Origin of the sequence: Nocardia asiatica NBRC 100129 (assembly GCF_000308415.1) — a bacterium.
In the GTDB taxonomy this organism is placed as follows: Bacteria; Actinomycetota; Actinomycetes; order Mycobacteriales; family Mycobacteriaceae; genus Nocardia; species Nocardia asiatica.
The window spans coordinates 1-14,010 of sequence record NZ_BAFS01000126.1; the positions used below are offsets into that span (position 1 = coordinate 1).

At 71.5% G+C, this 14,010-nt stretch carries 10 protein-coding genes and 1 pseudogene; 4 read left to right on the forward strand and 7 right to left on the reverse strand.

Annotated features, from left to right (window positions below):
* A partial coding sequence (locus tag ON27_RS11935; RefSeq protein WP_043724510.1) for a LuxR C-terminal-related transcriptional regulator occupies positions 1-1,821 on the forward strand: 1,821 nt, incomplete at its 5' end.
* 57 nt (positions 1,822-1,878) lie between these two features.
* Positions 1,879-3,534, forward strand: a complete 1,656-nt coding sequence (locus ON27_RS11940; RefSeq protein WP_043724512.1) for an alkaline phosphatase D family protein — start codon at positions 1,879-1,881, stop codon at positions 3,532-3,534.
* Positions 3,535-3,570: 36 nt separating this feature from the next.
* Here ON27_RS11940 and ON27_RS11945 read toward each other — a convergent pair whose 3' ends face one another.
* The 3 genes from ON27_RS11945 to ON27_RS11955 all read right to left on the reverse strand — a co-directional run bounded on the left by ON27_RS11945 (position 3,571) and on the right by ON27_RS11955 (position 7,423).
* Positions 3,571-4,713, reverse strand: coding sequence for a metallophosphoesterase (locus tag ON27_RS11945; RefSeq protein WP_043724514.1), 1,143 nt, complete (start codon positions 4,711-4,713; stop codon positions 3,571-3,573).
* Between the two features lie 76 nt (positions 4,714-4,789).
* Positions 4,790-6,031 (reverse strand): tryptophan synthase subunit beta, encoded by a 1,242-nt coding sequence (gene trpB / locus ON27_RS11950; protein WP_051046464.1) that lies wholly within the window; start codon positions 6,029-6,031, stop codon positions 4,790-4,792.
* A 168-nt stretch (positions 6,032-6,199) separates the two neighbouring features.
* Positions 6,200-7,423, reverse strand: a complete 1,224-nt coding sequence (locus ON27_RS11955) for a serine hydrolase (RefSeq protein ID WP_043724516.1) — start codon at positions 7,421-7,423, stop codon at positions 6,200-6,202.
* 210 nt (positions 7,424-7,633) lie between these two features.
* Between ON27_RS11955 and ON27_RS11960 the strand changes: the two genes are divergently transcribed.
* Positions 7,634-7,975 (forward strand): hypothetical protein, encoded by a 342-nt coding sequence (locus tag ON27_RS11960; RefSeq protein ID WP_043724517.1) that lies wholly within the window; start codon positions 7,634-7,636, stop codon positions 7,973-7,975.
* Between the two features lie 162 nt (positions 7,976-8,137).
* Here the strand turns inward: ON27_RS11960 and ON27_RS11965 are convergent, their stop codons facing one another.
* The 3 genes from ON27_RS11965 to ON27_RS11975 are packed head-to-tail and all read right to left on the reverse strand — an operon-like array spanning position 8,138 to position 12,449.
* Complete coding sequence (locus tag ON27_RS11965; RefSeq protein ID WP_043724518.1) at positions 8,138-9,652, reverse strand: serine/threonine-protein kinase; 1,515 nt, start codon at positions 9,650-9,652, stop codon at positions 8,138-8,140.
* Between the two features lie 18 nt (positions 9,653-9,670).
* On the reverse strand, positions 9,671-11,146 hold the full coding sequence (locus ON27_RS11970; RefSeq protein WP_043724519.1) for a serine/threonine-protein kinase: 1,476 nt from the start codon (positions 11,144-11,146) through the stop codon (positions 9,671-9,673).
* 46 nt (positions 11,147-11,192) lie between these two features.
* Complete coding sequence (locus tag ON27_RS11975) at positions 11,193-12,449, reverse strand: DUF7159 family protein (RefSeq protein WP_043724520.1); 1,257 nt, start codon at positions 12,447-12,449, stop codon at positions 11,193-11,195.
* 179 nt (positions 12,450-12,628) lie between these two features.
* On the opposite strand from ON27_RS11975, the gene ON27_RS11980 reads away from it, so the two are divergent.
* Positions 12,629-13,219, forward strand: a complete 591-nt coding sequence (locus tag ON27_RS11980; protein ID WP_043724521.1) for a hypothetical protein — start codon at positions 12,629-12,631, stop codon at positions 13,217-13,219.
* 103 nt (positions 13,220-13,322) lie between these two features.
* Here the strand turns inward: ON27_RS11980 and ON27_RS11985 are convergent.
* A pseudogene (locus ON27_RS11985) lies at positions 13,323-14,010 on the reverse strand (hypothetical protein); the annotation flags it as partial.

The window sequence follows — 14,010 nt, forward strand, 5'->3', positions numbered from 1 at the left end:
GCGGAACTGCCGCCCGCACTGCGGCAGTTCCTCACCTGCACCAGCGTTCCCGCCTGGTTCACCGAGCAACTCGCCGACGAACTCGTCGGCGGCGGCGCGGGCCACCAGCTGTACGAACTCGACCGGGTCAACTTCCCGCTCGAATCCGTCGTGCGCGGCGGCGAAGTGTGGTTCGCCTGTCATCCGCTGGTGCGCGCCCATTTCCTCGCCGAGGCCCGCCGACTCGGACCGCAACTGTGCGCGGATCTGCACCGCCGGTCGGCCCACTGGCTGCGCCGCGCGGGCCTGCCCGCCGCAGCGCTCGGGCATCAGCTCGCGGTCGCCGACCGAGAAGACCTGTGCGAATTCTTGTCCGCGTGCGCGTTGCGCATCGTGCTCGACGGCGAGGGCGCGATGCTGTTCGATCAGGTGGCCCGATCGGCGCCCGCCTTGCTCGACGATCCCTTCCTGTGGCTGGTGCGCGTGGTGGACGCGCTCGTCGCGGGCAGCACCGCCGCCGCGGTCGCGTGCCTGGACACCGCTACCGCGCGACGGGTCGCGAAGGGGTCCTTCGCCTCCGCCGAACGGCTGGACGCGCTCACCCTCGCCGCCACGATCGACGTCGCGGCGACCACCGGCGCGCTCCTGCCCCGTTTCCCGGACCGGGTCGCGCCGACCGGCGACCCGGATCTCGACGCGTACGCCGCGATCCAGGTCGCCACCGCCTTCGTCGCGAACGGCGCGGTCGCCCACGGTGAACAGCTGCTGCACTCCGGCCTCGCGGTGGCCGAGCACGCGGGCCGCCCCCGTCTGGTACTGCGCGCGCTGACCCGGCTGGCGTTCGCGGCCGACGCCGTCGACGCAGCCACCGCGATGCGCGACCGGGCGGCGCGCGCGCTGGCGATCGCGGACGAACACGGGCTGTCGGAGGTTCCGGACGCGGTGCAGGCGACCGCGATGGTCGCCTACGGCGCCTACCTGCAAGGCGAGACGCCCGACGCCGCGCAGGTCTGCGCTCTGCTCACCGAGCGCGTCGACCACGACGGATCCTACGGACCGGTGGCGGGCTGGCGCGGCCATGTGGTGGGCCGCCTGCTGCATCTCGAGCAGGCCGAGGAGCAGTCCACCGCGGTCGACGCGCTACGGCGCAGCCTGCTGGTTCTGCTGGAACGCAAGGCGGTGCCCGCCGGGACGGGCAGCTTGATTCTGCCGGTGGTGTGGGCGCTGCTGCGGGTTCACGATGCCAGGACCGCGCAATTGCTGGTCGAGCGCGCACGCGGCATCGTGGGCGAACTGCCCGAGGTGCGGTTGGCCGACGCGGCTCTGCACGCCGCGGCCGATCGCCGCAAGGCGAGCTGCGCGGCTCTGGAACCGCTGCTCGACCGGGCGGGCGAGTTGCGTCCGGTCAGCGCGATCACCGGATGGCTGTTGTACTCCGCGGCGCAGCACGAGGCCCGGGCACCGGCCAAGGCCCTCGCCGCTCTGGAGAACGCGCTCGGTTGCGCCGCGCCGCACCGGCTGTTGCGGCCGTTCCTCGACGTGCCCGCCGCGATGGGATTGCTGGACAGCTACGCGGGACGTTTCGGCCGGTCGGAGAGTTTCGCGGAGTCGATCCGGCGGCATCCCGCCGCGCACCGCAGGCCCGCCTACCCCGCCCTGACCCACACCGAGATGACCGTGCTCAAACAGCTGCCGTCCGGGCGTACCGCCCAGCAGATCGCCGAGGACCTCGGCGTCTCGGTCAACACGGTGAAGACCCACCTGCGCGGGATCTACGGCAAGCTGGGAACGAATTCCCGGGTCGACGCCCTCGACCACGCGCGCCGCGGCGGGCTGCTCTGACGCCGGTGACCGGTCGTGGTCCGCTTCCCGGCGGCGGGCGTGGCCTTACGCTGGGTTATGGCCCTCTCACGTCGGAGATTGTTACGAGTCGGCGCCGCAGGGTCGGCCGCGCTGCTGGTGGGAACAGCGGCGGCCAGTAGCGCTCGATTCCCCGCCCCCCGCAGGCTCGGCGATCCGTTCGCCCTGGGCGTCGCCTCCGGCGATCCCGCGCCCGACGGTGTGGTGCTGTGGACGCGGCTGGCGCCGGACCCGCTCGCGCCGGACGGATTGGGCGGCATGCCGGTCGACCCGGTGACCGTCGACTACGAAGTCGCCCACGACGAGCACTTCCGGCAGGTGGTGGCACGCGGGTCGGCGGTGGCCACCCGCGCCCTCGGCCACAGTGTGCATCCGGAGGTGCACGGGTTGCTGCCGGACCGCTGGTATCACTACCGGTTCCGAGCCGGCGCGGCCGTGTCACCGGTCGGCCGGACCCGCACCGCCCCGGCGCCGGGACAGCCCATGTCCCGGATGCGTTTCGCGTTCGCCTCCTGTCAGTCGTGGAGCTCGGGCTACTACACCGCCTACGAGCACATGAGCCGAGAGGACTTGGATCTGGTCGTGCATCTGGGCGACTACATCTACGAGCGGGCCTGGGTGCGCGGCCGGTCCGGCGTGACCATGGGTCCGAACTTCCGCGACGAGGCCGTCGACCTGCCCGGCTACCGGCTGCGTTACGCGCTGTACAAGGCGGAACACCCGCTGCGCGCCGCGCACGCGGCGTTCCCGTGGCTGGTCACGATGGACGATCACGAGGTCGACAACAACTGGGCCGCGGGCGCGCCCGGCATCGGTCTCGACATCTGGCGTGTGCCCGCCCTGTTCCGCCGCCGCCGCGCGGCCGCCTTCCAAGCCATGTACGAGCACCAGCCGCTGCGGCTGGCCCAGCTGCCGTCCGCGGCGGGGATGCGGATGCATCGCCGCTTCCGGTTCGGCGACCTCGCCGAGATCAGGATGCTCGACACCCGCCAATACCGCACACCGCAGGCTTGCGACGGCGCGGTGGTCGACAACTGCGCCGAGCGGTTCTCCTCGGATCGGACGATTCTCGGCGCGGCGCAGCGTGATTGGCTGCTCGACGGCTTGACCCACTCGACAGCCCGCTGGCAGATCCTCGGCAATCAGGTCGGCATGAGCCAGAACGACTCCGATCCGGGCCCGCGGCTCAGCGTCTCCACCGACGCCTGGGACGGTTACGTCGCCGATCGCAACGCCGTGCTCGCCGCCGCCGCGGCGCGCGGCGCGGGCAACCTGGTGGTGATCACCGGTGACCGGCACGAGAACCAAGCCGCCGATCTGCGACGCGACTACACCGATCCCGCCGCGCCGGTCGTGGCGGCGGAATTCACCGGCACCTCGATCACCAGCAACGGCGACGGAGCCGACCTGAGCGACAAAGGCCGCGCGCTGCTGCGCGCGAACCCCGACGTCAAGTTCTTCAACGCCCAGCGCGGGTATGTCCGGGTCGAACTCGATCACCAGCTGTGGCGCAACGAATTCCGCGTCGTCCCGTACGTCCGACGTCCGGGCGCGCCCATCCACACCCGCGCTGCCTATGTCGTCCAGAACGGGATTCCCGGCGTCGTCGAGGCATGGAATCCCGGTGATCCCGCCCCACCGGCGCCCTCCGCAGAAGCCGCCGGTCAGGCCGGCGGCGGCCGTGGCACCCGTTGAGCGTGCGGGCGGATCCGGCGCCACGCGGGCCGCGGCTCAGCGGCTCACCGACTCCGAGCGCAGGATGAGCACGGTGATCTCGCTCGGGGCGAACACCCGCAGCTGCGGCCCCCAGAACCCGGTGCCGCGGCTGGTGTAGAGCTGAGTGCGCTCGCCGTGGCGGCTCAGCCCGGCCACGACGGGCTGGTCGAGCCGGACGAGGTAGTGGAAGGGCCAGATCTGCCCGCCGTGGGTATGGCCGGAGATCTGCAGCGCCACCCCGGCCGCCGCGGCCTCGGCGACCTGCTTGGGCTGATGGGCGAGCAGGACGACCGGCGCGTCCGGGTCCGCGCCCGCCAGCGCGGCGGGCAGGTCGGGACCATGACCGGCCAGGCCGATCCCGGTCGGGTCGTCGATGCCCGCGATCACCAGCCGATCGTCGCCGCGGCGCACCGTCTCGTGCTGGTTGTGCAGCGGCCGCCAGCCCAGTGCGGCCATGTGATCGATCCAGCCCTGAGCGTCACCGAAATACTCGTGGTTGCCGGTGATGTAGAACCGGCCGAGTTCCGCCTCGACCTTGCCCAGCGGATCGACCTGCGCGTGCCGCCGAGCCACCGATCCGTCCGCGAGATCGCCCGCGTGACAGGCGATGTCCGGGCGCTGGGCGTTGACCACCTCGACCACGCGTTCCGACCAGCGCAACCGGTCGAGCGCGGCGTAATGGGTGTCGGTCACGACGACTATGCGCAGTCCGTCCAGCGCCGGTCCGAGACCGGGAATGCGCACCTGCTCCGTACGCACCCGAGGCACCCGGCGCGCCTCGGCCACACCCCACGCCACCAGTGCCGTCGCGACGGCGAGCACGCCCACCGCGACGATCCGGGAGCGAGCCGGATCGCCGACGCCCGCGACAGTCAACCCGGCGCGGGCCAGGTTACCCAGCACCGACCAGCTGAAGAACACCCACATCACGCCGAGCAAGGTGTCACCGACAATCGCGGCGGCATCCGACTGGGCGCGCCCGTGACCGAGGAACATCGACGCGGGCAGGCCGACGAACCCCAGCAGGAACACCGCGGAGCCCAGCCAGAACAGCGGTCCGGATTCCTGGGTCGGCGCCGCCACCAGAGTCCACCAGGGCAGCAGGAACAGCACAGCGGGAATCGCCAGGAACAAGATCAGGCGGGGCACAAACTTCAAGAGGGCTCGTCCTCGTGCGCGGGTGTAGCGCGCGGTCCCTCTCCGGCGCCATGGGCACTTTCGACCATAGCAGCGGCTACGCCACACCGAGCCGGTCGGCGGCGACGGCGAGATCCTTGTCACCGCGTCCGGACAGGCACAGCACGATCACCGACTCCTCGGGCACCTCGCCGCGGTCGGCCATCTCCATCAGGTAGCCGACGGCGTGGGCGGATTCGAGCGCGGCGAGGATGCCTTCGGTATGGCTGAGTGCCTGCATGCCGCGCAGGGCGACGGCGTCGGTGGCGGCGCGATAGGTCACGCGGCCGCTGTCCTTCAGGTGACTGAGTTCGGGACCGACACCCGGGTAGTCCAGCCCCGCCGCGATGCTGTGGGTCCGCGCGATCTGGCCGTCCTCGTCCTGCAGCAGATAGCTGTAGGACCCGTCGATCTCACCCGGGCTGCCCATGCAGAGGGTCGCCGCGTGCGCGCCGGTGTCGATCCCGAGGCCGGCGGCTTCGACGCCGATCAGCCGCACTCGCCGGTCGCCCGCGAACGGATGGAACACCCCGATGGCGTTGCTGCCGCCGCCCACGCAGGCCAGGACGTAGTCGGGCAGCCTGCCTTCGGCCCGCACGATCTGGTTCCTGGTCTCCGCGCCGATCACCGTCTGGAAGTCCCGCACGATCCGCGGGTACGGCGCGGGTCCCGCCGCGGTGCCGAACAGGTAGTGGGTGGCGTCCACGTCGGACACCCAGTCGCGGACCGACTCCGTGATCGCCTCTTTCAGCCGCCGCGAACCGATGTCGACCGGCCGCACCTCGGCGCCGAGCAGCCTCATCCGCACCACGTTCGACGCCTGCCGCCGCATGTCCTCGGTGCCCATGTAGACCACGCAGGACAATCCGAGCATCGCCGACACCGTCGCGACCGCCACGCCGTGCTGGCCGGCGCCGGTCTCCGCGACGATCCGCCGCTTGCCCATCCGCTTGGCCAGCAACGCCTGCCCGAGCGCATTGTTGATCTTGTGCGCGCCGGTGTGGGCCATGTCCTCGCGCTTGAGGTACACCCGGACGCCCGGCACGCCCAGCAACTCCCCGAACCGCCGTACCTGGTGCAGCAGCGTGGGCCTGCCCACCCGGTCGCGCAACAGCTCCCGGTACTCGGCCATGAACCCGGAATCGGCCCGCGCGAGACGGTAGGCGTCCTCCAGGGCCAACAGTGCGGCCATCAGGCCCTCGGGGACGAATCTGCCGCCGAACACGCCGAACCGCCCGCGTTCGTCGGGGAACATCTCGTGCCGGTAGCCGCTCACCGCCACGTCGTGGTCAAGCCTCATCAACACCAACGCTTTCACCGCCAAAGAGCCGACGGGTCAGTCTGTTCCGCTCGCGCTAGCACAACCCCACGGGTTGGCAACAAGCGAGTTAACAGACTAGATCGTTCGGATGGCTAAGGTGTTCTCACTGGTGGAGGCGGTCGGCCCGGCCGGTCGCGGCGCGCGTGGCTACCGGTCGGCAGGCACCGTGGCGGAGATCTGGGCGACCAGGCGCCACGGCCGCTCGGTGTCGGTGGTGGCCTTGCCGCTGGTGAGAATCGCGCCGGAGAGCCCGCGCGCCGGGTCCGCCCAGCCGTACTGGGTGGTCAATCCGCTTCGCCCGAAATGCGATCCGGTGTCGCGGCCGAACTTCGACCTGCGTCCGCCCAGTTCGAAACCGGCTCGGCTGACGCGTCCGGCCGCACCGGGTATCCACCGAGCCGGTCCTACCGCCTCGGCCAGCGTCTCCGGCCGGATGATCCGCCTGCCGTCCGGTGCGCCGCGCGTGAGAATCTCGTAGAAGCGCGACAATTCGGCCGCGGTGGTGATCAGGTTGCCCGAGGGCAGCTCGGCGGTGAGGAAGGCGTCGGTGGCCGCCCGGGAGGCGCGGTCCATTCGCCCGCCGATCGCCTTGCGCGCCAAATAACTCGCCGTCCGCGACGGCGCGGGACCGGTCTTCACGCTGGGCACGACCTTGTCCAGATCCTCGGGCCGCACGCCGAAGTTGGTCCAGCGGAAACCGAACGGCTCCAGCACCTGCTCGGCCAGATGCTCGCGCATACGCTTGCCGGTCGCGCGCCGCACCAGCAGGCGCAGGACCAATCCCAGGGTCAGCGCGTGGTACACCCGGAACCGTCCCGGTTTCCAGCTCGGAACGAGATCGGCCAGCGCGCGCACCGCCAGATCCTCGTCGAGCACCAGATCGACGCCCTGATAGGGCGGCGTGACGAACGGGATCCCGGCGGAATGCGAGAGCACGTCGCCGATCGTGATGGCCGCTTTGCCATTCGCGGCGAACTCCGGAATGTAGCGCGACACCGGCTCCTCCAGAGCGAACGCGCCCTGCTCGACGAGCATGAACATCAGCGCACCGGCCACGCCCTTCGCGGTCGAGAAGCCGCAGAACGGCGTGTCCGGGGTGGCCAGGACCTTGACCGCGTCCGGCCCGTCGCCCGGCGCGTTGCCCCAGCCGTGGCCGATGGTCCGGTTCAGCACGATCCTGCCCTCGCGGCGCAGGCAGACCTGGATCGCCGGGGTGCTGCCCAGGCGATACCACGCCTGGACCGCCTCCCACAGGGATTCGACATCGGCGCGGCCGAGCCCCGCCGTCGCGGGGTCGTCTTCGGGGCCCCGGGTCGTCACCGCGTCCAAGTCGTCGACGATCGTCACCGATCCAGCCGTTGCTGTGCTCACCCGGCCAGCTTATCGACCGTCCGCGGGTGCGCCCGCAGTCCTGGGCGGCGACGCCGACCACCGGCCTCGTCCTCGCGGCTCCGAGCGAAGACGGCGAGCCACACCCGTGCCCGGTCGTCGAAGCCGAGTTCCGGACAAGCGTTCCGAGTTGCCGAAACCGCGGGACTCGGCAATCCTGGGCCCTGTCATTGGCATCGCCCGGGAGTCGACATGCCGATCCTGCTCGCCCGCGTCATCGCCGTTCCGGTCAGTCTCTGGCTGATCGCCGTCCTCGCCTTCGATCCCGACTACCGCGCGGACAACATCTTCGCCCTTCCCGATGCCGCCTTCTCGTTGCTGCTGCTGATCGCCGCCGCACTGCCCGCCCGGCCTGCTATCCCCGCCCTGATCGCTGGCTTCCTCTTCGGCGCGGGTGTCATCACGGTCGCCGCTCTCGACCGCTTCGACCGCGACAACACACCACAGGGCATCCTGAACCTCGTCATCGCGGCGATCTACGTCGTCTCCGCCGTACTGCTCATGCGGCGAAAGGAAACCGCGGCCGCCGTCTAGGGGCCGCGCGAGCTGTGCACCGCCGCCATGCCGCGCCACGCCTGTCGAATGCTCGCCGACACAGCGGGTGAATTCGCCTGGGCGGGTGAACCGCCTTGCCGATCGGACGGCACTCCGTACGGAATCGGGGACCGCGGGGCGCCGCCGGTCGTCCGGCGCGGCTCACAGCGGCGCCGACCGCCACCACTGGTCGAAGAGGTCCTGACCGGTGTGGTGATCCCACGACACGTCGATGACCACCCACGCCAGGGCCGGGTCGTCGAAACCGACCGTGAGCAGTCCCGTGTCGCCGCCCGGGTAGTGACTCCAGCGCACCCGCCCGGAACCGGACGGCCTGCGCCACGTGTCCCGGCGCGTGGTGTCGTTGTCGATGTTGGTGTCGAACGTCGAGTCGCGCCGGGGATCACCGCGCCGGAAAGACCACACGTACCAGTGAATGCCGTTGTCCTGGCGGCATTCGACCGCCGGGGCGCCACCGTTGTTGACCACGTCGATGTCGGTGCATCGTGCCCCCTGATAGCCCGACTCCTGCGGTGTGGCCGGGAGCAGACCTGGCAACAGTGCGACGAGTTCGGCATTGCGTCCCCAGGCGGAGGCGGCCACCGGGGTGCTGGTGGCGCTGGACGGCGCCGCGGTCGCGGTGGAGGTGACCGATGACGGTGCGATACCGGGGATTCCGGCTCCGGGCACCGTACTCGAGCGAAAGAGAACCACACCGGCGAGCGCCAGCAGCAGAACCGATACCGCAACCGCGGTCACCAGCAATCGCGGCGATGTCCGGGCAGTCGGCGCGGCCTGTGACGGCGCGGCCGATCGCGGGACGGGCGGTGCGGGCGGCGGGGCGAATGCCGCGGCGGCAGCGGCGGCCAGCGCGCCGCAACTGTCGTAGCGGTCTTCGGGCCGCTTCGCCATCGCGGTGGCGACGACGGCGTCCAGCGCCGCCGGCAGCGCCGGGTCGGCCACCGAAGGGCGCGGCGGCGGTTCGGCCAGATGCGCCCGCAGCACCGCCGCAGGGGTGGTGTGCGCGAACGGCATCGCGCCGGTCAGCATTTGATAGAAGGTCGCGCCGAGGGCGTACACGTCGCAGCGATGGTCGAGCGGCTCGCCGCGGATCTGTTCGGGGGCGACGTAACCGAGCGTCGCGATCAGCGCTCCGGCGGCGGTCAGGCCAGTGGTGTCGTCGCGGCTGCGCGCGATGCCGAAATCGGTGACGAAGACGTGGTCGCTCCCGTCATCGCCAGTGGCGACCAACAGGTTGGCCGGTTTGACGTCGCGGTGCAGCAGGCCGCGCCGATGCGCGGCGTCCAGCCCCGCGGCGGCCTGAGCCAGGATCTCGAGCGCCCGGCCCGGCGGCAGCTCGCCGGGCCGCCGCCGGATCAACTGCGCCACATCCGAACCCGCCACGTACCGCATCGACATCCACAGCTGGCCGTTGTCGCTGCCGCGATCGTAGATCTCCACGATGTTCGGGTGATCCAGTCGAGCGGCCAGTTCGGCTTCGCGCTGGAATCGGGCGCGGAATTCCGCGTCGGCGCCCGCGGCGGGGTCCAGAACCTTCAGCGCCACCGAACGCGGCAGCCGCGGATGACGCGCGAGATACACCGTCCCCATGCCACCCGAGCCGAGCGTGCGCTCGATGCGATACCCGGCGAACACCGAGCCTGGGCGCAGCGTCATACCCTTCCCGTCCTCGGTTCAGATCGGCGCACCGGCCCACCATCTGTCATATACGTCCTGGCCGCCGCTGCCGCCGGAAGCGCCGACGGTGCAGAAGCTGCGGTGATCGGTGAACGCCACGTCCAGCAGGCCGAAGCCCGCGATACTGTCGGTGGCCCACCGGACCGTGCCCGTCCCGGACGGTCGGGTCCACGCCTGTTCGCGCAGGCCGGCCCGGCCGGCGGTATCGGAGGTGTAGGTCACCGGACGACGCGACGGGTCGCAGCGGATGTTGACGTTGATCCCGTCGTCGGTTTCGGCCGGGCAGTGCAGCCAGGTCCCGCGGTCGTCGTTGAGGGCGCAGCGCATCCCTTGGTAGCCCACGCCTCCGGGGTCGGCGGGGAGCAGGTTCGGGAACGCCTCCACGATGTAAGCGGCGGGTCCCCACGCGGACGTCACCGCGGTGGTGGCGACCGCGGTGGTGGTCGTGGCCGGCGAGACGGCCGGCGAAGGGGCGGCGACCGGCGTCCCGTCGGATCGCTCGGCGGTTCGCAGCAGGACCGCCGCCAGGATCGCGACGACCACCACAGCGACCGCCCCGGCGATCAGCGCCGACCGTCGGCCGCGCGCGGGCGCAGGGGGCGGCGGGAACGCCGGGGCGGGCGGGACCGGCGGCGGCTCGAGCGCCCGCAACGCCGCGGCTGCCAGTTCCGCGCAGCTGCCGTACCTGGCCGCCGGGTTCTTCGCCATCGCCCGGGCGACCACCTCGTCGACGGCCGGTGGCAGCGTCGGGTTCGCCCGCGACGGGCGCGGCGGCGGCTCGTACAGATGCGCCTGCATACTGGCCGCCGGAGTGCGCGGGCCGAAAGGCACGGAGCCGGTCAGCAGCTCGTACAGGGTGCAGCCGAGGGAGTAGATGTCGGCGCGGTGGTCGAGCGGAGCGCCGGTGAGCTGTTCCGGAGCGGCGTAGGCGAAGCTGGCCAGCACCGATCCCGTGGTGGTCGACGACGCGGTCGCGTCCATCGAGCGGGCGATCCCGAAATCGGTGATGCGTACCGCGTCCGATCCGTCGTCGGCCGTCGACACCAGGATGTTCGCCGGTTTGACGTCGCGGTGCAGCAGTCCGCCGCGGTGCGCGGCGTCCAGTCCGCGGGCCGCCGCGGCGACGATCCGCACCGCACGCCCAGCGGGCAGCACCGCCGGGCCGCGGCGCACCAGCTCCGCGGCGTCCACGCCGTCGACGTACCGCATGGCGATCCACAGCAGGTCGCCTTCGGCGCCCCGGTCGTAGATGGAGACGACGTTCGGATGTTCCAGCCGGGCCGCCAACTCGGCCTCCCGCTCGAACCGAGCCCGGAATTCCGCGTCCGCACCCAGACCCGGATCGAGAATCTTCAGCGCGTCCCGGCGAGGCAGTCGCGGGTGCTCGGCGAGATAGACCGCCCCCATTCCACCGGCCCCGATCCGGCGCACGATGCGGTAGCCGGCGAAAACATCGCCAGGTTGCACAGACACGACGCGTCCTCCTCCCTGACCGAGCAGAATACCGGCCAGGGCGGGATCAGCGGTTGTGCAGCCAGCTCTCCTTCAGTTTCCAGTGGTTGTCCCACCACGCCTGGACGACGGCTGGATCGGCGTTCCAGGGCGGCGGTGGGGACTCACCCGGGAAGAGGAATGGTTCCTCTGGTGCGGCGGCGGTGGTCGGCGGCGGGGCCGTCGGTTCCGGGGAGATCGTCGTGGTGGGCCGGTGCCGGTCCGGCGTCGGCTGCTGTTCCAGCGGCGGTGCCGGAGCAGGCGGAATGATCGGTTCGACAGGCATTTCGGCCGGGGCGATCGGAGGCTGCGGCGCCGGTTGCGGTGGCACCGGCGGTCCTGGGTACGGCCCGGGGACGGCAGCCGAGTCGGGCGCCACAGGGACTACTTCCGGCGCGGGCGCAGGGGGCGCTGCCACGGGATTGGGTTCCACGGGCTGGGCAACGGGGACCGGCGCCTGCACCGGGCCGCCGACCTGCTCGTTCGCTGGGCGGTCCTCGCGCGCCTGCACGACCGCGACCGCGGCTCCGCCCAGCAGCGCGGCCGCGGCCGCCCCCGCCAGGATCCCCCGGCCGACATGTCGGCGATGGGCGACCGGCGGTGCCGTCGGCGTGCTTCGGAACGGAGCGGCGGCGACCAGAGCGGCCCCGTAGGCGGCCGCATTGACGTAATCGGGCGCCACGACCACGGGGCCGGGGAAGCCCTGCCGCAATGCCGAGGCGATGTCCGGATCTCGCACCGACGAGCCGCACAGGACGACGGCGTCGGGCAGCAGTCCCGCCGCCTCCAGCGCCGACTGGATCCGGCTGATCGCCGACTGCGCGGTAGCGGCGTCGACGACGCCGGAGGACCACGAGTCCCAGGCTCGAACGTCCTCCCGGTTCGGCCCGACCACCAGATAGGACGTGTGGTAGCCGACGACTTCGAGTACCAGCAGGGTGTCGTGCTCGGTCGATCCGGGCAGGTCTTCGACCAGTGCCAGCAGCGCTGTCTTGGCCGACACCAGCGAGGACGTTCGCCATGCCGCCGAGGACAGCTGCGACACGATCGCCCGCCGCTCGGCCACCGTGCGGTACGCCACGGCGACGTCGTCTATCTCCGCACCGGCTCCGTCGTCGGCGGTCAACGCGTCGAGGGTGGCGGCGACCGACGCGGCGGTCGAGTGCTCGACCGGCCGTTCCACTTCGCGCAGGACCTTCGGGCGGGTGCCTCGTCGCGCCGTCGACGACAGCAGCACGCCCCGCACCACGGCCTGTTCCGCCGAAATTCCGACTGTGGCCCTCATGAGATCACCTCTGCTCGAGACCGGTCTTGAAAGGGGTTCGTCACCGCGGTCGCCAACGATTGGCCCGGGTTCGTTTCGAGCCGTGCACAGTCACGCGACAGCTTTCGCCTACGCTCACGACACTCGACCCGCAGCCTCGAACCGAACGGCGCGGCATTGCCATAGGAAGGGGCGCCTCGATGACCACCACCGACCACAACGACACGCTGCGCGGGCACGGCAAACCCGCTCGGACCGCAACCCCGTGGTGGCGCGTGTCGATCGCGGTGATCACGCTGCTGGTGGCCGGGTGTTGCGTAGCGACGCTGTGGTTGCTCATGTCGGATGCCGCGTTTGCGTATCTCGCGCTCGCAGGCTGGGCACTTGTCCTGCTGGGCGCGCTGTGGCTGGTGATCGGGCTGTTCGGTGCCATCCGCTACCGCCGCTACCGGCGGCTACTCCTCGCGCCCTGCGCGGTCGCGCTGACCTGCGCCCTCGCGTGGACCGGCCTTGCCGAGAACCTCGGATGGCGGGTTTCCATCGGCAGTCTCGAACGGCTCGCGACCGGTTGCGAAGCATCGGCCCACGGTCGGTACGGCGTCTACACCATCACCGCAGTGGTGAAACGCGACGACGGCTGCCTGCTCTACACCGACGGAGGTCTCATCGATTCCGTCGGATTCGCCTATTTCCCCCACGGCGCACCCAGACAGGGCTCACCGCGCTATGACGGCGACGTCGGCTATACGCCCCTGGAAGGCAGCTGGTACCGATTCGTCCAACGGTTCTGATCATGCTGCCACCACCAGGGCGGCGAACACCGCGCGTATTGGAGACCTGCTTCGCCCGCCGTATCGAGCGAGGCGCCGCCAGATGCGACGAGCGAGCTCTCGTTCAGCCCGCCGGCGGAGGCGGCGGCGCGGGAAGTGGGATCACGATGCCGAAGGGGAGGGTGATCCCGGGTGGCGGCGTGGGAACCGGTTGCGGCGCGGGCGCTGGTTCGGGTTCCGGCGCGGGCGGCGTGGTCATGGCCGGTTCGGTGCCGCCGGGAGCGGCATCCGGCTCCGGGGTCTCCGGGGTGGACTCCGGCCGCGGCGCGGCGGGGGCGGGACCGGTGGCCGCCTCCGGCTCCGGTTGCGTGCAATCGCCTGCTCCGGCCGCACCGAGGTCGGGATGCCCGGGTGTGCCCGCGTTGTCCGGGTGGCCCTGTGCCGCGGGGTTGTTCGGATCGACCTCGGGTAGCTCCCCGGGAGCCGCGCCATAGGGCTGCCCCGGCGCGAGCGGGATGCGGGCGATGCCGGGCTGTCCCGGTTGTGGCATGGGCGCGGGGACCGGTTGCGCCACGCAGGGATGCACCGGCGGTGGCGGTGGGCAGAAGATGCCGCACGGAATCGGCGGCAGACCCGGAATCGTGATCATCACCTGCGTCGGCTGCGGCCGCGGCCGGGGCAGCGGCAGCGGCGCCGGACCCGCCGCCCGCGCCTGCTCGGCCGGATCGACCGTCGGAGCACTGGTTTGCACCGCGGACATGTCCGAGCCCCGCGACAACGTCCCCGGCGCCACCAGATCCGGCGAAACCTCC